Consider the following 24,748-nt stretch of genomic DNA (forward strand, 5'->3'; position numbering starts at 1 on the left):
TGATTCTCAGTAAGAAAATTTTGGAAGATTTTAGTAAAAATAAACAAGGACGGATAGTGATCCGAAGAGGAATAGAAGGGAAGGCAAACTGTAGTCCTTCATACCGTTTCGCAGACTGCTAAGTGCCGCGCCCATATATTTTTCGACGGCACTGACGGAAATATTCATTTCCCGGGCGATCTCGGCGTAGGTTAAATGCTCTTCCCGGCTAAGTTGAAATACCCTGCGTCGCTGAGGGCTTAGTTGATCTAGCTGTTCACGATAAATTGTTTCAAGATCTGAAATAAGTACTTCGTTATCTGCTTGGCTGTCGGATACAAGCTGGTGTTCTCCTACCAGTTCTAATGTTGAGGTTACAGGAATATTTTTCTTCAGTTGGTTGATAATATGGTTCTTCATCGACCGGAAAAAATAGGTCGAAATATCCGTTCTGATTGTTAACTCGTTTCGTTTGTACCAAAGATTACAAAGCACATCCATTGCCAGCTCTTCGGCAGTTGAACTGTCTTTGACATATCGAAGGGAAAGGCTGTAAAGCTTTGGAAAATATCGATCAAACAGTGCATTATAAGCCCGCATGTCATCCTGCTGACAACGTTGCCATAATTCTATATCGGATGACTGCTTATAATTCATGGAAATAAAAACTTGCCGTTACAAAATTGCCCATTTTAATATTAACGTAACATTAAGTTTCTATAAAGTGGATTTGTAATGCGATCACAAGGAAGACTTTTGCACAAAGTCTGTGGGGAGTATGATAATATTTGGCAGGCAATTTCTATTTTTGTCTGTGAAAAAATATTGTAAAGCGTTTTTGCTTTAATTCCCGGACTGAAACTTAGGAACTTTCAAAGGCAATGGGATGATAAGTGAAGGACGCCCAGCTATGGCGTGGGCGCACTTATTGTTGCCGGGTTTCCTAAGACCTCAGTTCGGTAAGCTGTTGCCTCGCCTATTTTTTAAGCGGGGATTTTGATAAGCGTAATTATTATTTGATAGATATGGATACCCCGCAATTTTATCATGGTTTTGCTTATGCGGCAAAGGAACTCTACCAGTTCATTGCAGCATACGATTATTTTACCATCCTGCTGGACGATGGCGATATCATCCATTTCACGGCGTCTGATCCGGATGACTTCCGTAAGTGGCTTACGGCTCACAACATCCCCGACATCCGCAAACTGGATGGTTGGGTAACCCGTTAAACTCATTCGCTTCAACTAATGTCATCCATCCATTTGAACACAAAACAATCCCGATTTGCCATCGTATCACTGCTGGTGCTGAACACGGCCGTTTTATTATTCCATATTGCCATTGTTACCAAAATTGCCCCTTATAATATCGCCTGGGGCGGAAGCCTAAAGACAGACAGTGAAATGTATGTGTTTGAAGCGATATCTATCCTGATCAATCTGCTTTTCAGTTTCACGTTATTGATAAAAGGAAACTTTATCAGACCGCTGCTTTCGTCCAAAACCGTTCAGGTATTGCTCTGGATTTTTTTCGTTATCTACGCACTTAATACAGTTGGAAATCTGTTTGCTGTAACCAGCTTTGAAAAGTATTTTGCGATACTGACTTTTCTTTTTGCCTTTCTGATAGGCTTGATCATCTTTAAGAAAAAACTGAGTTAGCGGGTACGGAAAATGCCCCGCCAACTTTCAGGTTTTACTTTCCTCCAAGTGCATTCAGCTTTTCACTTAGCTCTACCAGACCTGCTTTTTGTAAACAATCGCCTGCAATGGTTTTCAGCTCTTCCAGACTTTCGGTTGCAATGCTGGATAACAGCCCCGGATTTTTCTCGTCATCCTTCGCACTCAATCCACGCTCAATTACATGGCTAAGTAGTAAGGCATTCCTTCTGGAAATCTTCAGGTCAATCTTCACGGTCTCGTTCATGCCAGGGATACTAAGGATTGTATCGTACACTTTGGCTACATCATTTGTTGTCATCATAACTCCTCTTTTATGCCTGCCAGTTGGCAGACTGATTAAACATACTCACTATACAAAACTAACTATTAAGCTCTTTGGCATCCTACGCAAAATATGGTCTGGATAGGTAGAACCCATACAAGCTGATTAACTTCGTATGACAATACTGAAAGTGTAGAACGAAAATGTGTGATTATGAAATTCAGCAGCAACCGGCTTTCCATTGCCGAGGTAAAAGAAATGGACATGGTGGATTACCTGTTTAAGTTAGGTTACGAACCCTCAAAAATCAGGTATCCCGATTTCTGGTACCCGTCCCCGTTACGGGAGGAAAAAACAGCTTCATTCAAGGTCAATCGCAAACTGAACAAATGGTACGATCATGGATTGGGCAAAGGTGGCAACCTCATTGACTTTGCCATCTTGTATCATGGTTGCACCGTTGGAGAATTTCTTCAGCAGCTTGGCGGTGATCTTTCTCTTCAAAAGCCCCTGATACGGCAAGCTGTAGATGAAGATAAACCGGAAAACCAGATCAAGGTATTGCAGGAATTTAGTTTGTCATCCTACGCTTTATTGCGTTATCTGGAACAGCGCCGCATACCTGTTGATATTGCTGATAAATATTGCCGCGAGATCCGCTATGAACTGGCTGGAAAAAACTATTACGGCATCGGTTTTAAAAATGACCTGGGCGGCTTTGAAATCCGCAATCCCTACTTCAAGGCGAGCAGCTCACCCAAGACAATTACCACCATCAATAACGGGGCAAAAGAGGCAGCGGTATTTGAAGGCTTTACCGATTTTCTTTCCTTCAAAAGCATCCATAAAAATGAACCGGAAGACCGCTTTGATTTTGTGGTACTCAACTCTGTTTCCTTCTTTGAAAAAGCCCGCCCATTCATGGAGCAGCACGACAGCATCCGCCTGTATCTCGACCGGGATACGACCGGACGAAATTACAGTCGCTATGCACTCTCATTAAACGAGAAGTACAAAGATGAAAGCACCCTCTACCAAAACCACAAAGACCTCAATGATTGGGTTATGAATTTTGGTAAAGCACAAAAGAAACAACTAAAGCCCAGACTATGAGATGGCAGCAGGCCGTAAAACCTCAAATCTGCAAAGCGTTTAGCCTGCAGGAATGCGCTAAAGCCTTTTTAAAGTCTTCCAGCACATGGGAAAGGCTGAAAGATTGCATTGTTCCTGCAATCGGCAAGATGAACGGTTGTCAGACAACCGGGTTTTTAGCCTTTATCTCGGAACTCGATGGCTTTGCTGGATGAAAGTATAAATACAGTTTGTAACGTGATAAAAGATGAAGTGATGGAAGGAAAAAACACAAACAGAACCCGGCGGATCATCTGCCGCTTAACGCCGGATGAGTATGCTAAAATAGAAAAGAAATGGAAGGCTTCCACCTGCCGCAAGCTAAGCGAATATGTGCGCAGGATGCTTTTTGAAAAGCCTATTGTAACCACCTACCGGAACAGTTCACAGGATGACGTAATGACAGAACTGGTAAGGCTTCGGGGAGAACTGAATGCGGTCGGGAACAACTTCAACCAGTCGGTAAAAAAGCTGCATACACTGCATCAGCTTGTGGAATTTAAGAGCTGGCTGATGGCGCATGAAGTGGAGAAAAAGGTACTCCAGAACAAGATGGACGAAGTAAAAAACAGCATCAAAAAAATGTTGGAATTATGGTTGCAGTAATCAAGGCAGGCCACTCCATGCACCGCATTTTCAACTACAACGAGAACAAGGTAAAGGAAGGTGTGGCGGAGTGCATCGGTGCCGAAAACTATCCGCTCGATGCCGGTGATATGAGTGTAAAAATGAAGCTCAATTTTTTATTGAAACGTATCGAACTGAACGAAAATGTCCGGCGCAACAGCGTACATATTTCGCTCAATTTCGACACTTCCGAAACAGGTATGTCCAAAGAAAAGATGATGGACATCGCAAAGGTATACATGGAAAAACTGGGCTTTGGTAAACAACCTTATTTAGTGTACCAGCACCACGACGCAGGGCATCCACATCTCCACCTCGTAACCACCAATATTCAATCTGATGGAAGTACCATCAACCTGCATCACCTGGGCATAAGAAAGTCCGAACCGGCACGTAAAGAAATCGAAAAAATGTTTGGTCTGGTGGAAGCGCACAGCCGCCAAAAAAAAGAGGTATTCCAGCTAAAGCCGGTAGACGTTCGCAAAGTGCAATATGGCCGTACCGATACCCGACGGGCGATCACCAATGTGCTGGATGCGGTGCTGGAAAAATACCGCTACACCAGTCTGCCCGAACTCAATGCCGTGCTGCGCCAGTACAACGTAATGGCAGACCGTGGCAATGAAAATTCAAGGGTATTTAAAAGCGGCGGATTGGTGTATAGGGTATTGGATGAGCAGGGCAATCCCATCGGTGTGCCGATCAAGGCCAGCGATATTTACAGCAAGCCGGTATTGAAGTCACTAGAGAAAAAATATGCTGGTAATGAAACCGGGCGTTTGCCGCACAAAGCAAGGGTAAAGAATGCCGTTGATATGGTCTTACTCGGCAGGAAAGCCTTGCCTATTGACAAGTTGGTTGAAGCCCTGAAAAAGCAGGGCATTGATACGGTGCTTCGCAGAAATGAAGAAGGCTTGCTTTACGGCATTACCTATGTTGACCACCGTACCCATTGCGTATTCAACGGGAGCGCACTCGGCAAACAATATAGTGCCAAAGCGATACAGGAAAGATGCCTGCCACAAAGCTTTCCCGGACAGGATTTGCGTCCGCTGCATCCAGACCGTGAACGGGATACTGGGTTACAGCCACAGCACACTGCGGCAGAAACCAATGCTTCCGAAAAGGCATTACAGCCTGCTGCAACGATTAATGCGCCCGGCAATGCATTGGAAGTGTTACTGCAACCCGAACAGGCTGGCGATTATGTAGCCGCGCAGTTGAAACGCAAACGTAAAAAGAAGAAGAAAAAGAATTTATCCAATAACCAGTAAAAGAAAAGATCATGGCTATGCAGACAGGGGAAAACGAACAGGCATTGAGGAAGATACTGGATATGACCAGGTTGATCAGTATCATCATATTGGGATTGCATTTTTATTATTTCTGCTATACGGCGTTCAGGGAATGGCAACTGGTCAGCGAATTCTCAGACCGCTTGTTGGGTAATATCCGTAACACGGGATTGTTTGCAGATTTTTATCGTTCCAAGCTGATCGCATTAGGGTTTCTGGTGATCTCCTTATTGGGAGCCAAAGGAAGAAAAAACGAAAAGCTGAATTACAAAACGGCTTTTGCCTACATCATTACGGGCTTGCTGATTTATTGCTTTAGCTACCTCACCTTGCTGGTGAAAATAAAAACAACGGGTACGGCGGTGCTGTACATGGGGATTACCGGCATTGGCTTCTTGCTGATGCTTTCGGGTGGTACATTACTTTCTCGGATCATCAAGAACAAACTGAACAACAAGGATATTTTCAACAAGGAGAACGAAACCTTTCCCCAGGAGGAACGGCTGCTGGAAAACGAGTATTCCATTAACCTGCCTGCGCGGTATATGTTGAAAAATAAGGTGCGCAAAAGCTGGATCAACATCATCAATCCCTTTCGTGCTGTGATGGTGTTGGGTACACCGGGATCGGGCAAATCCTACTTCGTGATAAGGCATGTGATCACCCAGCATATCCGTAAGGGCTTTACTATGTTCGTATACGATTTTAAGTTTGACGACCTTTCCAAGATCGCTTACAATACCTGGCTGAAAAATAGACAGCATTATAAAAAGCCACCGGCATTTTATGTGATCAATTTTGATGACCTGACACGTAGCCACCGCTGCAATCCATTGGAACCATCGGCCATGACCGACATCACCGATGCGGCGGAAAGTGCAAGGACTATCCTGATGGGACTGAACCGCGAGTGGATCAAACGCCAGGGAGATTTTTTCGTGGAAAGTCCCATCAACTTTTTATCCGCTGTGATCTGGTATCTATGCAAGTACAAGGATGGTGAGTTCTGTACCTTGCCCCACGTCATCGAACTGATGCAGGTGGATTATGACAGCCTGTTTACGCTGCTCCGCACCGAGAAAGAAATAGAGGTACTCATCAATCCTTTTGTCAATGCCTATCTCAATGATGTCATGGAGCAATTGGAGGGACAGATAGCCGCTGCAAAAGTGGCGATGGCGAGATTATCATCACCACAATTATATTACGTACTATCAGGCAACGACTTTAACCTGGACATCAATAATCCCGATGATCCGAAGATCGTTTGCATGGGAAATAATCCGCAAAAAATACAGATCTATGGGGCTGTATTGTCATTGTACGTGACCCGTCTGGTCAAGCAGGTGAACAAAAAGGGTAAGCTGAAAAGCAGTTTAATATTTGATGAGTTCCCGACCATTTACCTGAACAATATGGACAGCCTGATCGCAACGGCGCGGAGCAACAAAGTATCTACTTGTTTGGGTATCCAGGACTTCAGCCAGCTTCGCAAGGACTACGGCCGTGAGCAGGCAGATGTGATTATGAACATCACTGGTAACATTGTTGCCGGGCAGGTAACGGGAGATACTGCCAAACAATTGTCGGAACGTTTTGGCAAGATTATGCAGGACAGGGAAAGCTATTCCATTAACAGCGGTGATACGTCCATCAGCCGCTCCAAACAATTGGAATCTGCCATACCGCCATCCAAGATTTCAGCATTGAGTTCCGGCGAGTTCGTGGGCATGGTGGCTGACGACCCGGACAATAAAATTGACCTGAAGGCCTTTCATTGCGAGATCATCAACGATCACGAAGCGTTGAAAAAAGAACAGGATGGTTACCGGGAAATTGAAGTTATCCGCAAGCTGGACAGCGGCATGGTGCAGCGAAATTACCTACAAATTAAACAGGACGTTCAGGACATCATCCAATCGGAAATGGAACGGCTGCTGAACGATCCGGGGTTAAGCCATTTGGTGGTGAGGAAGGGATAGTACAATCGCATAGGTACTTGAAGTTTTCGTCTGCGAAAAGGGATTGATTGTATCCCTTATTGCAGACAGAAACTTAGCTAACATTTGAGTTAATGCAAGAAGCGAACTGATGTTCTAATTGAATTGTGTATACACTATCGACACAATTCACAAATAGCCGGGAGAATAACTCTTACCTCAGCACAAACAGCTTTCCAACATAACGATAATCATTGGGACAAATTTCAGAAAAGTTCACTAAATTTGGCATATCTTGACAAGAACAAATACGACAAATTGAAAACGTTAGGGCAAATACTAAAAGAGGCCAGAGAATCGGAAAACCTACTCTTACGGCAGGTAGCCGCTGCTGTCAATGCTGACACAGCAATGATAAGTAAGTTTGAGAAAGGAGAACGTAAACCTACCCGTGAGCAGATCGGATTGCTAGCAAAGGCACTTAAATTGGATGAGAAGGCACTCCTGATATCCTATTTGAGTGATAAAGTAGCTTCTGATCTTGCGGGAGAAGAGGTCGCAAAGGAGGCTTTAAAAGCAGCAGAAAAGAAAATTGATATACTGAAAAAGAAACTCGACAAGTGATGAATCAGGAACAACAGTCAAAACCAATGATATTTGAAAACGGTGCGACATGGCTTCGTGCCGACTTTCATTTACATACGCACAAGGACAAGGAGTTTAAACCTCTTGATAATCCCAATGATTTTTTTAATCAGTGTATTAAAAGGCTCAAAGAGGAAGACGTCCATATTGCGGTAGTTACAAACCACAACAAATTTGATCGGGATGAATTTGTTAATTTTCGAAAAAAGGCTTGGAAGGAAGATATTTGGATATTACCGGGTGTAGAGCTATCTGTGAATGATGGTGCAAATGGAATTCATTGCCTGATTGTATTTGATCATTCATCCTGGATTACCAGTCAGGAAGATTATATAAACCAGTTTTTGACGTCTGCTTTTGAAGGTATTGCCAATAGGGAAAATGAAAACATACGCTGCAACTATAGTCTTGAAAACGTACTTCAAAAACTAAGCAGCCATAAGTTACAAGGCAGGGACTCTTTTATAGTGATGGCTCATGTCGATCAGGATAGCGGTTTTCTAAAAGAGTTGGACGGGGGAAGAAAACAGCAATTCGCGGGTAGCGAGCTTTTTAGGGAGTTTGTCTTAGCATTTCAAAAATTCCGTAGTTATGATCAACTACAGGGACTGAACCAATGGTTTTCTGGAAGACTGCCGGCTTTTGTAGAAGGTTCAGACTGCAAATGTGTTGAAGATGTTGGTAAAGCACACAAACAGAATGGCGAAGACAAGAAAACTTACATAAAAATAGGCGCATTTAATTTTGATGCCTTGAAATATGCGTTGCTAGATCATGAAGAAAGGGTATCCCATACTCCCCATAATATAGAAAAGGCGTGGTTAAAATCAATCAGTTTTACCACCAGCAAATGGCAGGATAGAAAACTAGCTTTTAGTTCGGCTATGAATAATCTTATTGGAATCAGAGGGAGCGGAAAATCATCCCTACTGGAAACTATACGTTATGCACTTGACATACCATTGGGAGCTAATTCCCATGAGCCTAATTATAAGGAACGGCTTGTGCAAAATTTTCTGGGCAGTGGTGGAAAGTTAAGAGTTGAACTTATCAATAGATATGGACAGGTTTTTATCGCCGAAAAAATCATGGGAGAATCCACCAATATATATCAGGACGGACAATTACAGCATAATTTAAAAATAAATGCTATTCTAAATAAACCACTTTATTATGGGCAAAAGGATTTGTCGGACATAGGAGGTGAAACTTCAACCGAAGATCTTATCTCCAAACTTATGGGGGACAAACTGGCACCTATAAGACAAAAGGTTGAAGAGAAAAATAGTGAAGTAACAACACTGTTAACAGATGTACAGCGTATCAACAAATCCCTGTCTCAGAAAAAGGAGATAGAGGAAAGAAAAGCATCTATTGAATTGAATATGAAAATATTCAAAGACAATGAAATTGACAAAAAGCTGAATAAACAGATCGAGTTTGATAAAGACAACAACCGGCTGGATACGATATTGCAATTTGAGCACAGTGTTATCAATGGCTTGCAGGACACAGTAAACGATTTCAGGGAATTATTTGCTGCACAGAAAAACTATCAGTCAAAAGAAAACCCTGCGTTGTTTGTCTCTGTTTATGAGGCGTTCAGCAAGTTTGAAGAGACATTCTTGAAGATTTCAGGTATCATTGAAGAACTTAAAAGAGAGAAACTTTCAATAGATAATCTTAAGGATGGATTTATAGAACAATACGATCAGTTGAAAGAAGAATTTTCCAAAATAAAAAGGGAAATTAATTTACCTAATATAGAAGCCGATGCTTATGTCAAGCTGTCCAAAGATCTCGATCTGCAAAACGCAAAATTGATAGAAATCGGCAAGCTTGATCAGCGAAGGGAACAAGTTTTGCAAAAGCTAAAACAAGCACTTGTAGACCTCAAGGGACTGTGGCATGCCGAATACCAAATGGTAGTGCAAGAAGTGGAAAAGCTGAATACCGATCAGTCTAAATTAAGAATTGAAGTTAACTTTAAGGGTAATAAGGATCGTTTCAAAGAATTTATAAGAGCAAGTGTCCGGGGAAGTGGTTTACGTGATGCAGCGTTATCGGAAATAGCAGACCACTACACTGATTTGATCGAGGTCTACAATGATCTTAGGGTGGACGGTAGCAAAGTAAGCGGTATTTTATCCGGAGGTAATAACCTTTCAAATTTTACAGGTAAATTCAAGGACAATATTAATGCATTCCTGACCTACCGTGTACCGGACAAATATGTGATCTACTATAACGAAAGACCTTTAAACGAACACTCGCTGGGCCAAAGGGCATCAGCTCTTATTTTATTCATTCTGACTCTAAAGGAAAATGATATAATTATTATTGACCAGCCGGAGGACGACCTGGATAACCAGACGATCTATACTGACGTAATCACTGAACTACGAAAATTGAAGGATAAAACTCAATTTATATTTGCGACTCACAATCCTAATATACCTGTTCTTGGTGATTGTGAGCAAACTATTTGTTGCTCTTACAACAATGGCGTCATTTCTACTATAGAGGGAAGTATTGATGATACCACTATACAGAAAAAGATTGTAAATATTATGGAAGGCGGCGAAGAAGCCTTTAATCAGCGTAAAATGATATACGAATTATGGAAGCATTAGAATTATTGGAACTAATCCAGCAAGGAGAAAGCTCTCGCGTGCAGTTTAAGGAACGCTTGCCTCATACCGATTCCCTTGCTCAGGAAATGGTAGCCTTTTCAAATACGGAAGGTGGAAAAATAATTATTGGGGTTAATGACAAAACAGGAGACTTAAATGGGCTTTCATTCCAGGAGTTACAGTCAGTAAACCAGCAACTGGTCAATGTAGCTTCTCAGAGTGTCTTCCCACCAATAGTTATTAAGACAGAAACTGTAAAGGTCAATGAACATAATCTTGTGGTCGTAGAACTTAAAGAAGGTATCAGTAAACCTTATAAAGATCGAAATGGTGCAATTTTCATGAAAAATGGCTCGGACAAGAGAAGGGTAACGTCTAATGACGAAATCGCCAGGCTTTTACAAAGCAGCAAAATCATGTTCGCAGATGAGTTGCCGGTTGTAGGTAGCACTATCGCTGATGTTAACGTTGACCTGTTTAATAAGTTTATTCAAACTAAATACGGGAGAAGTCTTGAAGATATGGGTGTTGATTTACCAAAATCTCTTGAAAATTTAAATCTTCTGTCTGAAGGGCAATTGACCCTGGCAGGGCTCCTATTGTTTAGCGACCGCCGGCAGCATTTCCGTCCCCAATTTACCATCCAATGCGTATCCGTGGATGCAGATGATATTACCGGCAATACTTTTGCTGATAGTGAAACACCTATTGAGGGTAATATGCTAACTGTTTTTCAAAAGGCAATCGGGTTCGTAGATAGAAATATGAGAAAGCAGCAAACTGGAACCTCCTTTAACAGCCCGGCGGTATGGGAAATACCTTATGAGGTATTTGAAGAGCTGTTGGTAAACGCACTGATACATAGGGATTACTTCATTCAGTCAACAATTAAGATTTTCATTTTCAGGAATAGGGTTGAAATTCATAGTCCGGGAAAATTACCTAATTCTTTAACCGTTGAGAATATTAGAAATGGTATATCCATTGCACGAAACCCCATTCTCCAGTCTGTTGCACAATTTGTGCTGCCTTACAAAGGTTTAGGAACAGGAGTATCTAGAGCTGTTTCACTATACCCGGAAATAGAGTTTGTAAACGATATACAGGCTGAACAATTCAGGGTCATCATTAAACGCCCTTAATGTATGGGTATGCCCTGGAATGCTGATTCAGTAGAAAAGGAGCTTAATGAAGCATTTGAGATAAACTCCGAGCTTAAATTACTTGAAGTTCTAAAAAGGAACTCTTTTCTTTTCTATGAACTGTATTCAAGAAAATATGGCATACAGCCGCTGTTTCATGAATTGTCGTTTGGTGCGAAATTGAGATGTGACTTTGCCTGGCTAAATGACAACTCCGATAGTCCTGAGTGGGTGTTGGTTGAAGTTGAAAAGCCCAGAATGAGATTATTCAATACGTCGGGGAAGCCCTCTGCGGAACTCAATGCAGCATTGGAGCAAGTACGTGAATGGGATAGATATTTTTATGAATATCCTGCCGAGAAAAAAAGAATTTTTGGTGCTGTAGGACGGTTTAGATATGTTTTAGTGGCGGGGAGTTCAGATGATTGGAAAATCGAGACCGCAATGAAATGGAGAAGCCATCACAATACAATATCAAATATTGAAATCAGGTCGAGTGACGTATTTGTTAGACCTCTAACAATTCTGCGCGAACATCCAGATGAACTTTGGAGTTTCCAGGAAAACCCTATTTCGCTTGGCTACTCCAAACTTGAAAACTATTGGAAAGATTATGGCTATATGGATAGAATGAGAAAGATGTTTTAAAATTTACTTTAATGGATATCGAAAATAAAACAAGCACCGATGATTGGCGTCAGGAAACGCAGCTAGGATTGGAATCGAGTGAATTGTACAAAGTTTTAAAAGCTAAATGTGCATCAGATCCCGCTGGATCTCATGTTATATCTTTAGTGGATGAGGCTGTTTATTATGCTTACCAGAGAACAAAAACCATCATGTTACATATGGGTGAGTATACTCTACATGATGGGGATCACTTGTTCAGGGTGTTGAGATTAATGGAAAAGATTATTCCGTCTGCTACAATATCTGCACTTTCTGTTCCTGAGTTGATGCTTTTAATTCTGACCGCTTTCTTTCATGATATTGGAATGGCCGCATCAAAACAAGATACCATTATATGGAGTTCTCTATGGGATGATGATTTATTAAAAGATACATCTTCAAAACAATATCTGGAGTTTAAAAAGTATTGTCAGAGCTTCCCGTCAATTCTTGATGAAATTGAAGGTCTAAAATCCAAAGGTCTGCCGAGTAAAGTCGAACTGCTCAAAAAGCATATGATTTCGGAATATATTAGATCCACACATGCAGAAAGAGCTCGTACTATTATCGATGAAGATTGGAATGGCAAGGTGAAATATAGAGACATAGACTTAACCAACGAATTTGCTCAATTATGCTTTAGCCATAATGAAGATGCCGCAACATTGTTGGAATTTGACACATCGTTACTCTGTGGCCCAGGCACTTATGCTTGCATTCCTTTTATAGGGGTGATATTAAGGCTTGCGGACATCCTTGATTTTGATGGAAAAAGAACGCCCTCCGTTTTGTTTTCCCATCTATTTGTTCGAAATCCTATATCTATAAGAGAGTGGCAAAAACATAGAAATATAGACGCATGGGATATCAATAACATAAATATTAGATTTCAGGCGCGTTGCGAGCATCCAGCTATCGAATCATCTATTAGGCAATTCTGTGATCAGATAGATAAGGAACTCGCAGCCGCAAATACTATTCTCAACAGGCTGAACGACTCAGTGAGAAATCCATTTCCTGAACATTATAAAATCAGCTTGCCATTAAAAGTAGACAGGAGTAAAATTGGCCCTGCCAAAAAACTACCGACAGGAAAGCCTGCTTACAATTACCAGGAAACAAAATTTACACTTAATAAAACCCAGGTGATAGATTTATTGATGGGCACAAAACTCTATGGCCATCCTGAAGTCGCATTAAGAGAGCTGTTGCAAAATTCTATTGACGCATGTTTGCTTCGGCAAGCAATGGCAAAAAGTTGGAAAAATGCCTATGCACCGAAGATACAGATTAGATTCTACACGGATGGTGATGACTTTTTACAAATTGTCGATAACGGAACCGGAATGGATTTGGACATTATCAATAAGTTCTATTCCAGCATTGGAACATCCTATTACAAATCCTCAGAATTTTATGATTTAAAAGCAACAGTTGAGTTAGATTATACACCTATTTCTAGATTTGGAATTGGTGTATTATCCTGCTTTATGGTTTCTGATTATTTGATGGTTAATACAAAAAGGCTAAAAGGCCCATATGAATCCAGCGATGCTTACGAAATTATTGTTGAAGGACAGGATAGTATTTTTTGGGTAAGAGAAGGTAATATGGTTGAACCCGGGACTTCAACTCAACTGGCCTTAAGACAAGGACACCCCTGGAAAAATTTAAAGGACAAGGACTTGATTGATTCTATTTGTAAGATAATACCAAGACCACCATTTGCCATTGAGATTATTACTCCAACAGAGACTTATATCCATAACGGTGAAAGGTTTAAGAATTTATCCTTTGATGACCTGAGGGACTATACATGGCGTGCTGAACCAAATATCAAAGAAATTACTTTCACCATTTCTGATGATGGATATGGCATTTTCGGTAAAGTAATGGTCGCAATATTAGAAGAGCATGGTGAACCTGTCTCAGAAATTGAATTACATGCTAAGGAAGTAAATGTTGATGGTGATGACTACACCTTAGAACGGTCAATAAAGTACGGAACAAACGAAATCGAAAAGAAATCTAAGACAATTGAAATTGATGAAGATGGAAATGCTAACCTTAGCCCGTCATCATCGAGACTGGCTACATCAAAAGCTATTCTGGCATTACATGGAATAGAGGTGCCATTTAACATTTTTCCCGACTACTGGAGTGCAAGAAATCAGCAGGTTCAAATAAAGTGGCCAATACCCCTTCGGTTGATTATTGATATAGCAGGTACGAAAGATTTAAATCTGAATTCAGCTCGCACGGAAATACTGTATGATGAAAAATGGTTAAGTTTTGAAGAAAACCTGGCTTATTTGATATGCAAACAATTGTCGGAAACACTTTCAAAAAACTATTGGGATAAATTAAAGAAAATTTTGTTGGACAACAACAAAAGCCCTCAATTTGGAGAGGGATTGAGTAGGCTTTCAACAGACACGGTTTAATTGATCATTCTATAACGGCTATGAATTTAGCAAACCTATATATAGATTTTGTGGTAAAAACCGTATGAATAAAAATGATTATAAGTTTAGGGAAAGAGTAATATTTGGCGAAAGGTATCTCCATTTGATACTTTTTGCAAAAAATTACTCCCTTCCTTCTCCCCTCGATTTAGGCTACCAACTTCTCTAAACGAGCCAAATCTTGCAGAAAAAAGTTCAACATTTGTTCGTTAGGGGCTACAAAAAACTTAATTCGCCCAATCTTAGCTTTACTAAGGTTGGGCGTTTTTCATTACTGGCAGTGGGTTTCAGGGAAAAGAGCGGTAAAAAGGGGTAAAGGGGAATTAAGCAAAAATGTCCCCAAAACCTTACCTAAAATTCCCCATGAGATTCCCCACAAAACATTGCCTCTATTACTATTCCCAGCGGCAGTAACTAACTATTTTCCCCAAATGCTCCTTTTTTAACCTGTTAACCTTATAAACATGGAGATCAAATTTTATTTAAAAAGGCCGAAAGACACCGAAAGCACCATTTTTGCCAATATCAGCTATGAAGGCAAAACACTACGGTATTACCTATCAGAGCGAATACCCACCGTATGCTGGAATAAGGCAACCCAACGGGCACTAAAAATGCCGAAAGATTTCCCCGAATACCCGGAGTTTAACGCTCGCCTGGATTTTTTAGACCATACCATAAAAAGTACTTACCGTAAATACCGGAATGATAATAACCACAGCATCCCTGCTCCCCAACAATTAAAAATGTTGCTGGATATTGCCACTGGCAAAACAGAATTTAAGCAGGTTACTTTCTTCTCCTACTTTGAAGATTTTAATAACCGCTCAGAAAGAGGCGAGCGGATTAGTCCCAAAACCAAAAAGAAAACATCTCCAAACACAAACAAAGGATATGTAACAACCCTTAATCATTTAAAAGAATTTCAAAAAACGTATGCCAGGCTAATAGACTTTACCACCATTGATATTAAATTTCATAGTGACTTCCTGGCATACCTAAGCATTAAGTTAGAACTTGGTACCAACACCCTTGGTACACATATTAAGCGGATTAAAACCGTGATGGCTGAGGCCCAAAGTCGGAAAATAGATGTTTCAGATGATTACAAAAGCAATTACTTTTTCAAGCCTGGTGAAGAAACAGATAGTATTTATCTCAATGAACAGGAACTAAAATTAATAGAAGAGCTGGATCTATCAAAAAATGTCAAATTAGACCGAACAAGGGACTTATTTCTTATTGGCTGCTACACAGGTTTACGTTTTTCTGATTACTCAATACTAAACCCTGAGCATATAAAAGATGGATTCATTGAGATAAAGCAAGTAAAAACAGACAGCAAGGTTGTAATTCCTGTCCACCCTGTAGTACAAGGGATTCGGGAAAAGTACAATTATGCATTACCAAAGGTGATTAGTAATCAAAAGATGAATGATTACCTTAAAGATATAGGTGAATTAATACCGGCTTTGAAGTCACCTGTAACCATAACCTATACCAAAGGGGGTAAAGAGGTCACCAAAATTTACCCAAAATGGTCTATGATAAGCACTCACACAGCACGCAGAAGCTTTGCTACTAACGAATACCTTGCAGGTACCCCGGTTATTACCATTATGGCAATAACTGGCCATAAAACGGAAAAAGCGTTTTTACGGTACATTAAACTGACACCTGATGAACATGCCAAGCTACTAAAAATGCATTGGGATAAAAGGCAGGAATTAAAAGTAGTGTAATATTGCCGATAGACTGCGTAGTGGTTAAGTAATTTATGAAAGTTATGCAAGTATTTACTTAGTCACTACACTGTTTAAGCCCCTAAAGATGAATAACAAGACCCTAAAGCAATTAATTAAGGATCAGCAACTAATTACCTCTACAGAATTTAACAAATCACCCTATGAACCTTATGGTAATGATTTTCACGGTTATTTAAAAATCAATATAGGGCGTAGCATGTATTATGCTACAAAATCCTTTAATGATGAAATCTGTAAAGCCCTTGATTTCTATATAAAAAGTGAGCTAGAATATAGTGTTTACTGTTACGAAATTGATTTGGCAAATAAATTATCGCTTGAACCTGCTATATCAGAAAGACAGTTAAATGTACTATATAGAGAATTACAATATTTAAAAGCTAATGTGATTAGTAGGGACGGTTATGGCTATTCCTGCGAGTTAAGAGAGTTTTCTAGAAGTACGATATTTAACTTTTTGGAAACTCATTTTGAAAGTTGGCTATGTCATTGGATAGAAAAGAAGCATATTAATTTTGATGATCTAACCAAGTTTGATATTAGTAAATTTCACGATGAAATAAGCAACTTGGCACTTTTGGAAAGGATAAGATTCGTTAATTCCAAAATTGAAGCTCTCAGCAATGTAATACCTGATAAACCTCCATTAAACGAAAGTCAGCCTATTAACAAACTAACCTGGTGCGGAACTCCGGCCCATCTTGCCCTTGTAGTTGACCTATTGATTGAAAAAGGGTATTTACAGCAGCCCACACCATTTGGTGAACGCACGGCAGAACAATTATTAAATATGTTCAATTTTACAGGGCACAACCCAACCAAAGAAAGCCTGGGAAAGCTTTTGCACAAAGACCGTTTCCCCATCAGTGACCCCACCGTTATAGATCGTTTCCAAAAAATACCCCATAGAAATGAGTTGAAAAGATAAAAACCGAGAGTAACCGAGAGTTCCCCGACAGTAAAAGGAATAAAGCGGAAGCAACTTTGTATCAAATCGATACAATGGAAAATTTAATTTTATCGCCCATCCCCTTGGAGCAGTTAAAGGCAGTTATTTGTGATTCTGTAAGGATGGAACTATCTAAGAGGTTAGATAGTATTAACCAACCCAATCAAACAGAATTAATAACCCGTAAAGAAGCAGCCGTTTTCCTCGGTATTTCACTCCCCACCCTTTCAGACTTTACCAAAACTGGTAAAATTGTTGGTTATCGCATTGGTACGCGTGTACGCTATAAACGTGCAGAGCTTGAACAGGCATTAAATGAAATAAAATCTATTAAAACAAGAAGGGGGTAAAGGATGAAAGAACAAAATATTACCCCCGATTTCACCGAACAAGACCAGCTTTTATTTGCTGAACTCGGCAATAATTCGGCAATAACACCTGTATCCATCCTTGCCCATACTACCGACTTACTAAAAATAGGTGCTCCCCTGAAACATGGGGAAGTCTTAGCGGAACTACTGGAAAAGGTACAAAAGGTAGATTTTCAATTACTGGCTTTTCCTGATATAGAAGGAAAACGCAATAAATTGGAAGAACTGGAAAAGCAATTAATTGGGCCAAATGGGCAATTTAAAGATGATGCCGCACTAAGAACACAAATAAAGGACATACAGACCCAGCTTGACAAGCATAAACTAAAGCAGCCCCATTATTTGATTATCACCATTGAGGAAATATTAAGGCTGGCAATTGAAAACAGGTGGGGTATTTGTCGGAATCATAATTTTATTTACCTGTATAATGGGGCTTACTGGTGTTTGCTTGATGTAGAGGAATTAAAAACCTTCTTAGGAATGGCCAGTGAAAAAATGGGCCTGGATAAATACAAAAGCCAGTATTATCTATTTAAGGACTATTTACATAAGCAGTTTTTAGCAGCAGCCAATCTACCTACCCCCCACAGGCCAACCGATATTGTTTTAGTGAATCTGCAAAACGGCACCTTTGAAATTACCCCCAAAGGAACCAAATTAAGAGGGTTTTCCAGGGAGGACTTTATTACCTACCAATTACCTTTTGAATATAATAGTAATGCCAGGGCTCCAATGTTTGAAGCCTATCTAAACAAAGTACTGCCCGACAAGGAACGTCAATACATTTTAGCCGAGTACTTAGGCTACGTATTTATCCCACCAGGTACTTTAAAGTTAGAAAAAACGCTGCTACTGTATGGTAGTGGCGCAAATGGTAAATCTGTATTCTTTGAGGTAGTAAACGCTTTGTTAGGGCCGGAGAATGTGAGTAGCTACTCTTTACAGAGCCTAACCAATGAAAACGGCTACTACCGGGCCAAGCTGGCTAATATGCTGGTTAACTATGCCAGCGAAATAAATGGCAGCCTGGAAACTGCCATCTTTAAGCAACTGGTGTCCGGGGAACCAGTAGAGGCCCGGTTACCTTATGGCGATCCTTTTACACTCACCCATTATGCAAAGTTGATATTTAACTGTAACGAGCTACCAAGGGATGTAGAACATACAAACGCCTATTTCCGCCGCTTTATGATTGTTCCCTTTGATATTATTATTCCGGAACAAGAACAAGACAAGGAACTATCAAAAAAGATCATTGCTACGGAGCTATCAGGGGTGTTTAATTGGATATTGGAAGGACTGCACCGGCTAATTAAACAAAAGAAGTTTTCCGACTGTGAAGCAGCACGTTTGCAGGTAGAACAGTATAAAAAACAGTCTGATAGCGTGCAGATGTTTTTAACAGATGAAAATTACCAGCCTTCCACATGCGAAACCAGGTCATTAAAAGATCTTTTTAGTGAATACCGGATTTATTGTATGGATAGTGGTTACCGGGCATGTTCTTTAAAAACATTCAGCGACCGGCTACGTAATCAAAACTTTGTCCTGGAAAGGAAAAATTATGGAATGGCCCTTTTCATTGAAAAAATAAAAGATGTTTTATGAACTGCACTAGCTACACCTGCTACACCAATGATCATTTTCAGGGTGTAGGAGGTGTAGCAAATGTAGGCTCAAACAAAAACTATTTTTTATGGTAGAGTATAGATATTCTTTAGAGGTAGGCAGTAAAAAACATATTTGCCCTGGTTGTGGTAAGAAACGCTTTGTTAGATTCATTCACAATGAAACTAAACAGTACTTACCAGATCGGTTTGGGCGTTGTGATAGAGAAGTAAACTGCGGGTATATCCTAAAGCCTGATGTTGGCACAATAGCACAGTTAAAGAGCGCCCAAAAATGGATACTCCCTACTTATAATAATCAGTTGATAAAGCCGAAGGTTAAAACATCCCCAACTTATATACCTTTTACCCTTTTAAAGCAAAGTAGGAAAGCATATGAGCAAAACAAACTTGTGCTATATCTGCTCCACTTATTTGGCACTGATAAAACAAAGGAACTGATTACTACCTATCATTTAGGCACATCAAATAGCCGCTGGCCTGGTGCTACCGTATTTTGGTTTATTGATATTAACGGTAATATCCGGGCCGGCCAGGTAAAGCTATTTGATAGCGCAGGGCATACTGCCAAACATAGTAATACTAATGGAGAACAAAAAAGCTGTACATCCTGGGTACATACTATATTTAAGTACAAGCAGGAAATGGAAAAGCTACCGGTACCAGGTTGGCTAATAGATTACCAGAAACAGGGTAATTATGTTAGCTGCCTATTTGGTGAACATCTTTTAAAAGGTAACCAGGCTAAACCGGTGGCCATTGTAGAAGCTCCGGCCACGGCTATAGTGGCCAGTGTGTATTTACCACAATTTATTTGGTTGGCAGCCGGTAGCCTTTCCTACCTAACTGTAGAAAGGTGTAAGGTTTTGAAAGGTAGACCAGTATACCTATTCCCGGACATATCTAAGGATGGCAAAGCGTATGACTTATGGAGCAGGAAAGCAAAAGAGCTTACGCACATAACTACATTTATAGTATCGGACTTATTGGAACAGGCCGCAACCAAAGCAGAAAGACTAAAAGGGCTTGACCTCCGGGATTATTTAACCCGGTTTGATTTCAGGTTATTTCAGGATATTAAAAAGACCTTCAAAATAGATCCTCAACCTGATTACTTATTAACCCTGAATGACCAAGTATATACCGTTACCAACCTGGTTTGTAATACGCACCTGGGCGAACGTTTCGGAAACTACACCATGATAACTTTAGCCTTAAAAAAAGGTTATTTAGGGGATATTCTATTTAACGGTGCTGGTGAACTCACTATAATAGATAGTTACCTAACAGCTATCCAGGACACATTTAATAAAGTGTTTCAGTCAGGTAAACTAAATGGTATTGACTGTCTGGTGCATCTACTAAACGTTAGATAATAATAGACATTTCACGCTTTATATGACATAATAAGACACTAAACGGGGGGTTGCAAGCTCCTTACACTAACAAATGCTAGCATTCTACGTGAGGAAAGACGATGAAAATGGCACATTCCCTAATTATTTCGGTTTGATACAATTTAAATACTATGGCACGAATAGGTAATTATCCAACTACATTTGAAGAAAGAAAGAGTATTTCTATTACTGATCTTCGCAAATGGAAGTACCTGGAGCCTAACACCTGGAAAACTGGTACTTTAACATGGAGCCGGAACGGTACCCCCAATGGCAGTATAGGCATAATTGCGGTGATTAATGATAATGAAGCCTATTTAACCCTATCATACACAGTTAACAAAGACAAAGCTATTAAGTACAACGTTTCCCTTATAAAGGCGGCCAGCAATTTAGGCAAGGGTTATGTATGGTATTTCCATTGCCCATTTACCAATAAACTTTGCCGTAAGCTATACCAATATGATAATTACTTTCTCCACCGATCAGTAATTAAGGGATATTATGAAAAACAAATACAGTCTAAAAAGTACCGGGATTTAGAAAGATTATACGGGCCCGCTTTCCGTGTTGATAAATTGTATCAGGAATTGTACAGCAGACATTTTAGAATGTTTTATAAGGGTAAGCCAACAAAGCGGTATCTAAAGATTATGTTACAGTTAAAAGCAGCGGAAGGAGTAAGCGAAATGGATTTTATTAATAATCTATAATGGCACCGGTATATCCTTTTAAGTTCATCAAGTATATATATTAAAGTATTTCATCTGCATCATTATTTATTATGTTAATCCTACTTAGCTATAAAGGGCCTGGTTATAGACCAAGCCCTTGTAACTATTAGAAAGTATTATAAGCAAAGAAGTGTTAATTAAGTACGACCCTATAATTTTAGTTTTACTCCCCCATTTACTACAAATCCATCTAACGGGGCATATATATCTCTAAATACAGGATGCGTAATGGTACCTGTGTAAATGCTATCAAATCTTGTCTGCCGTATATCGGTAAAATTCTCAAAATTCACGAATAATGAAAAACGTTCCCACAACTTTTCTGCCATAAAGCCACATGTCCAATAAGGTTTTCCCGTTGTGCCATCATTCAGGGATTGCCTACTGTAATAGTATGCCTCTAATCCTATTTTCCATTTATCTTCAATTTCATACATTAATACATTATTCAAACGGTGCTTTGCTGTTAGAGGGTTCTCCCTTTTTCTCCCACCTTCATTAAGTTGTGCATCAGTGAATGTATAGCCTATAAATAGTTTGAAATCGCCATAGCCTAATTTTAAATTGGTTTCCCATCCTTTTGTATTTATGTTGCCATCTGCATTTATAAGCTGATACTGATTTCCGGGTACATTTTCCATTAATAGCGGGTTATTTATACGGGTATAAAAGAAAAGCTGGTTAAAACTAACACTAATCTTATCAAACAAAGATGTGCGGTAATTCACATCAAAATTGGCACCGTAAGACTTTTCCAGCTTATTATTATCTACACTCATTGGCAGCACTGATCTAAACTGTATCCGCTCTGTTTCTTCTGTAAAAATAGTAGGTGTTTTGTAGCCAAAACCACCACCTAACCGGGAAGAAACCTTTGGAGATATTTTAAAGAGAGCCGAAATACGAGGTAGAAACACAAAACCGTAATCTATCACATAATCGCCCCGTACACCAGTTTCCATTTGTAGCCAGTTGGTAGCTTTCAAATTGTTTTGAATAAACCCACCAATGGTGCTTTGATCGTAGTTTCTTTTAGAAAAATTGTCTTTTGGGTATTCCTTAAAATTATCTGTATAGGCATTCAAACCTGCTACCCAATCTGTTTTTTCACGATTTTGGTTGTAGGTAATTTCTGAATATGTAGACCATTGTTTCCCGTCAAATGTATAATCAGGTATGGTAATAGTTCTATTAAAGTTATTAACAGAATTTTTTAAGGTCAAGCTGCTGTTATCATTAAATCGATGCTCCAATGAAAACTGCGTGGAAACCCGGCTACTTTTATTTTTTTCAAAGTAGTTATGGATATTATCGCCTTTACCTTTAATATATTGTATATCCCCGCCAATCCGATCCTCAAAGATTGTATTAACTCCGATATTCATCGTTGTTTTGGGACTGAAATAAACGAACAATTTAGGATTAAATACGTAGCGTTCCGTTTTAGGAATAGCCGTAAATCCCGTACTGGAAGGATCATATGGCTTGTTACTATTACGGGATGCAAATATTGTCAAACCTATTTTTTCAAATTTTTGGCCATAGAATCCGTTAACATCCAGCCCGCCAGCAGAAGTACCATTAATCAAAAAACGCAATTCCCTTTCTTCTGTGGGCACTTTAGAGATTAAATTAACTAATCCGGCAATAGCCCCACCACCATACAAAGTAGAAGATGCACCTTTGATTACTTCTACTTGTTTTAAATCAAGCGGGGGGGTTTGAAGGAGGCCAAGCCCCCCAGAGAATCCAGCATACATAGGAAAGCCATCTTTCAATATTTGAGTATAACGTCCATCAAGCCCTTGTATGCGAATACTTGAATTAGCAGAAGTAGCGGATACCTGCTGTGTCTGTATCCCTGTACTTTCATTTAACATCATACGAATATCCCCAGGTTTCATATTACCTTTTTCTTCCAGTTCTTCACCGCCTATAAACTCTACACGAGTTGGAATATTCTGTATAGTCCGGGTACTACGCGTGGAAGATATTACTACCTCTTCCAAACCTTCGTTAGCAGCTTCTAACATGATCACCAATGTATCATTAGTACGTGGAAAAGTTAAGGTTTCTGTGTGTTCCTCATAGCCTACGGAACGAAAGGAAAACACCTGTTTACCATTAGGAATGCCGGAAAAAACAACTACTCCCCTTTCATCAGCCGTAGCACCTTTTGTTGTTCCAGTTAGTAAAACAGTAGCGCCTGATAATGATTCTTTAGAATCTGCATCTTTTATAATAGCAGTTAATATATTTTGAGCTATGCACAAGTTTCCTATGCAAAGCAATAGCATTACACTTAACACTTTTTTCATTAACAATGTATATATATGATAGAATAGAAAAATAACACTATCCTAGTGTTTATTAGATTTCATTCAGTACAATAAAAGAAAGTTCTTAGGCTGCCTGTGGCGGTTGCCAAATAGAGGGAGGGAAGTCGTTTAAAGATTGTTCTGAGTAGAAATATTGCAAATTTGAAATAGGCGTACAAATTGCAGGAGCATCACTAATAATACTGGGTACTACAACCCCATGACAAATACTGCAAGCAAAGAATGGTGAGCAAGGACATACCGGTTTGTGGTCAGCATCTCCTCCTTGTTTATTGTGCGCGGTAGCTATACTAATTTCATCCAAACAGCAGTCATCATCTGTATTACAGGGAACAGCAGACAGAATCAATATATAACATGAAAAAAGGTAGACAAACCATTTCATAAGCACAATATACTACACTTATTAGAAATGGCTTTAATCGGGGATAGAAAATTATTCTGTAGTTACTTTCTAATGCATAGTAAGTTAGGGCTTTCTTATTTTGCCTATTCAATAAGGCTTCTTAGAATATTTTTTATAAAGGATTATTGGGCCAAAAATCCTTTGGTGAGCATTTAAATATCTTTGCAAGTTCATTCAAATGCCGAACATTATATTTTGTCCTATATTTTGAACTTTCTACATTAGACACAAAGCTATCCGCTGCACCTATACCTTGCGATAAGGTAAGCTGTGATATCTTAAGTTCTTTTCTTTTCTCCTTTACTCTATTTATTACATATAAATCTATGTCTGTTGCGTGTGGCTTCCCCATAATTATTTTGGGTGTAAGCAACCGTTTATCTGACGAAAGAACAACCTAACATGTTAGGTTTATTAAATTTTATGTATATTGCTATTTAAAAAACTCTTTACACACACCTTAAGTGTGAAAATTAATGATATTGATTAGCTTTGCGATCCCTATTCTTATAGATCGCATTGCATCCATCCTTTTCACTCCATAGAGCTTGGCCGCGCGTGGAGTGCGAATAGCGATGCTCATGTAGCTACTGATCCTTTGGATTAGTGTAGGCGCATGGGCTCGCTTGTTAGTAACCGGGCGCGGCCAAGCTCTCCGGCCAAAGCAAGTTGAGTCCTGCGC

21 protein-coding genes and 1 pseudogene are annotated in these 24,748 nt (G+C 39.7%); 19 read left to right on the forward strand and 3 right to left on the reverse strand.

Annotation, left to right across the window (positions count from 1 at the left end; all coding sequences use genetic code 11):
- Positions 1–30: 30 nt before the first annotated feature.
- Positions 31–636: an RNA polymerase sigma factor gene (locus tag ABR189_RS15010; protein WP_354661334.1), complete on the reverse strand. Its 606-nt coding sequence runs from the start codon at positions 634–636 to the stop codon at positions 31–33.
- 368 nt (positions 637–1,004) lie between these two features.
- Between ABR189_RS15010 and ABR189_RS15015 the strand changes: the two genes are divergently transcribed.
- Positions 1,005–1,211: a PH domain-containing protein gene (locus ABR189_RS15015; protein ID WP_354661335.1), complete on the forward strand. Its 207-nt coding sequence runs from the start codon at positions 1,005–1,007 to the stop codon at positions 1,209–1,211.
- 33 nt (positions 1,212–1,244) lie between these two features.
- A complete protein-coding gene (locus tag ABR189_RS15020) occupies positions 1,245–1,643 on the forward strand; it encodes a hypothetical protein (RefSeq protein ID WP_354661336.1) in 399 nt (132 codons plus the stop codon).
- A gap of 34 nt (positions 1,644–1,677) precedes the next feature.
- Here ABR189_RS15020 and ABR189_RS15025 read toward each other — a convergent pair whose 3' ends face one another.
- Entirely contained in the window at positions 1,678–1,965 is a 288-nt protein-coding gene (locus tag ABR189_RS15025; protein ID WP_354661337.1) for a hypothetical protein, read from the reverse strand.
- Positions 1,966–2,139: 174 nt separating this feature from the next.
- On the opposite strand from ABR189_RS15025, the gene ABR189_RS15030 reads away from it, so the two are divergent.
- From ABR189_RS15030 to ABR189_RS15110, 17 genes and pseudogenes are all read left to right on the forward strand, one after another.
- Positions 2,140–3,039, forward strand: coding sequence for a DUF8464 domain-containing protein (locus ABR189_RS15030; protein ID WP_354661338.1), 900 nt, complete (start codon positions 2,140–2,142; stop codon positions 3,037–3,039).
- Positions 3,036–3,233, forward strand: coding sequence for a hypothetical protein (locus ABR189_RS15035; RefSeq protein ID WP_354661339.1), 198 nt, complete (start codon positions 3,036–3,038; stop codon positions 3,231–3,233). The genes ABR189_RS15030 and ABR189_RS15035 overlap by 4 nt, the downstream gene beginning before the upstream one ends.
- Before the next feature lie 40 nt (positions 3,234–3,273).
- Complete coding sequence (locus ABR189_RS15040) at positions 3,274–3,663, forward strand: plasmid mobilization protein (RefSeq protein ID WP_354661340.1); 390 nt, start codon at positions 3,274–3,276, stop codon at positions 3,661–3,663.
- Positions 3,651–4,958 carry a relaxase/mobilization nuclease domain-containing protein gene (locus ABR189_RS15045; protein WP_354661341.1) on the forward strand — a complete coding sequence of 436 codons (1,308 nt, stop codon included), beginning with the start codon at positions 3,651–3,653 and terminating at the stop codon, positions 4,956–4,958. Before ABR189_RS15040 ends, ABR189_RS15045 begins: the two co-directional genes overlap by 13 nt.
- Positions 4,959–4,969: 11 nt before the next feature.
- Entirely contained in the window at positions 4,970–6,961 is a 1,992-nt protein-coding gene (gene mobC, locus ABR189_RS15050; RefSeq protein ID WP_435575327.1) for a conjugal transfer protein MobC, read from the forward strand.
- 276 nt (positions 6,962–7,237) lie between these two features.
- Positions 7,238–7,543 carry a helix-turn-helix domain-containing protein gene (locus ABR189_RS15055; protein ID WP_354661342.1) on the forward strand — a complete coding sequence of 102 codons (306 nt, stop codon included), beginning with the start codon at positions 7,238–7,240 and terminating at the stop codon, positions 7,541–7,543.
- Positions 7,543–10,197, forward strand: coding sequence for a TrlF family AAA-like ATPase (locus ABR189_RS15060; RefSeq protein ID WP_354661343.1), 2,655 nt, complete (start codon positions 7,543–7,545; stop codon positions 10,195–10,197). The genes ABR189_RS15055 and ABR189_RS15060 overlap by 1 nt, the downstream gene beginning before the upstream one ends.
- Entirely contained in the window at positions 10,185–11,339 is a 1,155-nt protein-coding gene (locus tag ABR189_RS15065) for an RNA/DNA-binding domain-containing protein (RefSeq protein ID WP_354661344.1), read from the forward strand. The genes ABR189_RS15060 and ABR189_RS15065 overlap by 13 nt, the downstream gene beginning before the upstream one ends.
- A gap of 3 nt (positions 11,340–11,342) precedes the next feature.
- Positions 11,343–11,987 carry a Shedu anti-phage system protein SduA domain-containing protein gene (locus ABR189_RS15070; RefSeq protein ID WP_354661345.1) on the forward strand — a complete coding sequence of 215 codons (645 nt, stop codon included), beginning with the start codon at positions 11,343–11,345 and terminating at the stop codon, positions 11,985–11,987.
- 11 nt (positions 11,988–11,998) lie between these two features.
- The gene (locus ABR189_RS15075; protein ID WP_354661346.1) at positions 11,999–14,452 is read left to right on the forward strand and encodes an HD domain-containing protein; all 2,454 of its coding nucleotides are present in this window, start codon (positions 11,999–12,001) and stop codon (positions 14,450–14,452) included.
- 485 nt (positions 14,453–14,937) lie between these two features.
- Positions 14,938–16,215, forward strand: coding sequence for a site-specific integrase (locus tag ABR189_RS15080; protein WP_354661347.1), 1,278 nt, complete (start codon positions 14,938–14,940; stop codon positions 16,213–16,215).
- 88 nt (positions 16,216–16,303) lie between these two features.
- Positions 16,304–17,167 (forward strand): hypothetical protein, encoded by an 864-nt coding sequence (locus ABR189_RS15085; RefSeq protein ID WP_354661348.1) that lies wholly within the window; start codon positions 16,304–16,306, stop codon positions 17,165–17,167.
- A 74-nt stretch (positions 17,168–17,241) separates the two neighbouring features.
- Entirely contained in the window at positions 17,242–17,538 is a 297-nt protein-coding gene (locus ABR189_RS15090) for a helix-turn-helix domain-containing protein (protein WP_354661349.1), read from the forward strand.
- Positions 17,539–17,541: 3 nt separating this feature from the next.
- Complete coding sequence (locus tag ABR189_RS15095) at positions 17,542–19,170, forward strand: DNA primase family protein (protein WP_354661350.1); 1,629 nt, start codon at positions 17,542–17,544, stop codon at positions 19,168–19,170.
- 88 nt (positions 19,171–19,258) lie between these two features.
- Positions 19,259–19,417, forward strand: a pseudogene (locus ABR189_RS15100) (PG0870-related protein); the annotation flags it as partial.
- Positions 19,418–19,582: 165 nt separating this feature from the next.
- A complete protein-coding gene (locus ABR189_RS15105) occupies positions 19,583–20,566 on the forward strand; it encodes a DUF6371 domain-containing protein (RefSeq protein ID WP_354663595.1) in 984 nt (327 codons plus the stop codon).
- A 152-nt stretch (positions 20,567–20,718) separates the two neighbouring features.
- Positions 20,719–21,300: a hypothetical protein gene (locus tag ABR189_RS15110; RefSeq protein WP_354661351.1), complete on the forward strand. Its 582-nt coding sequence runs from the start codon at positions 20,719–20,721 to the stop codon at positions 21,298–21,300.
- Positions 21,301–21,470: 170 nt separating this feature from the next.
- Here ABR189_RS15110 and ABR189_RS15115 read toward each other — a convergent pair whose 3' ends face one another.
- Positions 21,471–23,639 carry a TonB-dependent receptor gene (locus ABR189_RS15115; protein WP_354661352.1) on the reverse strand — a complete coding sequence of 723 codons (2,169 nt, stop codon included), beginning with the start codon at positions 23,637–23,639 and terminating at the stop codon, positions 21,471–21,473.
- Positions 23,640–24,748 lie beyond the last annotated feature (1,109 nt).

It is taken from the genome of Chitinophaga sp. H8, from assembly GCF_040567655.1.
Taxonomy (GTDB): Bacteria; Bacteroidota; Bacteroidia; order Chitinophagales; family Chitinophagaceae; genus Chitinophaga; species Chitinophaga defluvii.

Excerpts from the sequence above, each read along its gene's own strand:
- ABR189_RS15085 (WP_354661348.1), top strand. The coding sequence starts at position 16,304 with ATGAATAACAAGACCCTAAAGCAATTAATTAAGGATCAGCAACTAATT.
- ABR189_RS15070 (WP_354661345.1), top strand. The coding sequence starts at position 11,343 with ATGGGTATGCCCTGGAATGCTGATTCAGTAGAAAAGGAGCTTAATGAA.
- ABR189_RS15065 (WP_354661344.1), top strand. The coding sequence starts at position 10,185 with ATGGAAGCATTAGAATTATTGGAACTAATCCAGCAAGGAGAAAGCTCT.
- ABR189_RS15040 (WP_354661340.1), top strand. The coding sequence starts at position 3,274 with ATGGAAGGAAAAAACACAAACAGAACCCGGCGGATCATCTGCCGCTTA.
- ABR189_RS15015 (WP_354661335.1), top strand. The coding sequence starts at position 1,005 with ATGGATACCCCGCAATTTTATCATGGTTTTGCTTATGCGGCAAAGGAA.
- ABR189_RS15035 (WP_354661339.1), top strand. The coding sequence starts at position 3,036 with ATGAGATGGCAGCAGGCCGTAAAACCTCAAATCTGCAAAGCGTTTAGC.
- ABR189_RS15025 (WP_354661337.1), bottom strand. The coding sequence starts at position 1,965 with ATGATGACAACAAATGATGTAGCCAAAGTGTACGATACAATCCTTAGT.
- ABR189_RS15110 (WP_354661351.1), top strand. The coding sequence starts at position 20,719 with ATGGCACGAATAGGTAATTATCCAACTACATTTGAAGAAAGAAAGAGT.
- ABR189_RS15080 (WP_354661347.1), top strand. The coding sequence starts at position 14,938 with ATGGAGATCAAATTTTATTTAAAAAGGCCGAAAGACACCGAAAGCACC.
- ABR189_RS15045 (WP_354661341.1), top strand. The coding sequence starts at position 3,651 with ATGGTTGCAGTAATCAAGGCAGGCCACTCCATGCACCGCATTTTCAAC.
- ABR189_RS15075 (WP_354661346.1), top strand. The coding sequence starts at position 11,999 with ATGGATATCGAAAATAAAACAAGCACCGATGATTGGCGTCAGGAAACG.
- ABR189_RS15010 (WP_354661334.1), bottom strand. The coding sequence starts at position 636 with ATGAATTATAAGCAGTCATCCGATATAGAATTATGGCAACGTTGTCAG.
- ABR189_RS15060 (WP_354661343.1), top strand. The coding sequence starts at position 7,543 with ATGAATCAGGAACAACAGTCAAAACCAATGATATTTGAAAACGGTGCG.
- mobC (WP_435575327.1), top strand. The coding sequence starts at position 4,970 with ATGGCTATGCAGACAGGGGAAAACGAACAGGCATTGAGGAAGATACTG.
- ABR189_RS15115 (WP_354661352.1), bottom strand. The coding sequence starts at position 23,639 with ATGAAAAAAGTGTTAAGTGTAATGCTATTGCTTTGCATAGGAAACTTG.
- ABR189_RS15030 (WP_354661338.1), top strand. The coding sequence starts at position 2,140 with ATGAAATTCAGCAGCAACCGGCTTTCCATTGCCGAGGTAAAAGAAATG.
- ABR189_RS15090 (WP_354661349.1), top strand. The coding sequence starts at position 17,242 with ATGGAAAATTTAATTTTATCGCCCATCCCCTTGGAGCAGTTAAAGGCA.
- ABR189_RS15095 (WP_354661350.1), top strand. The coding sequence starts at position 17,542 with ATGAAAGAACAAAATATTACCCCCGATTTCACCGAACAAGACCAGCTT.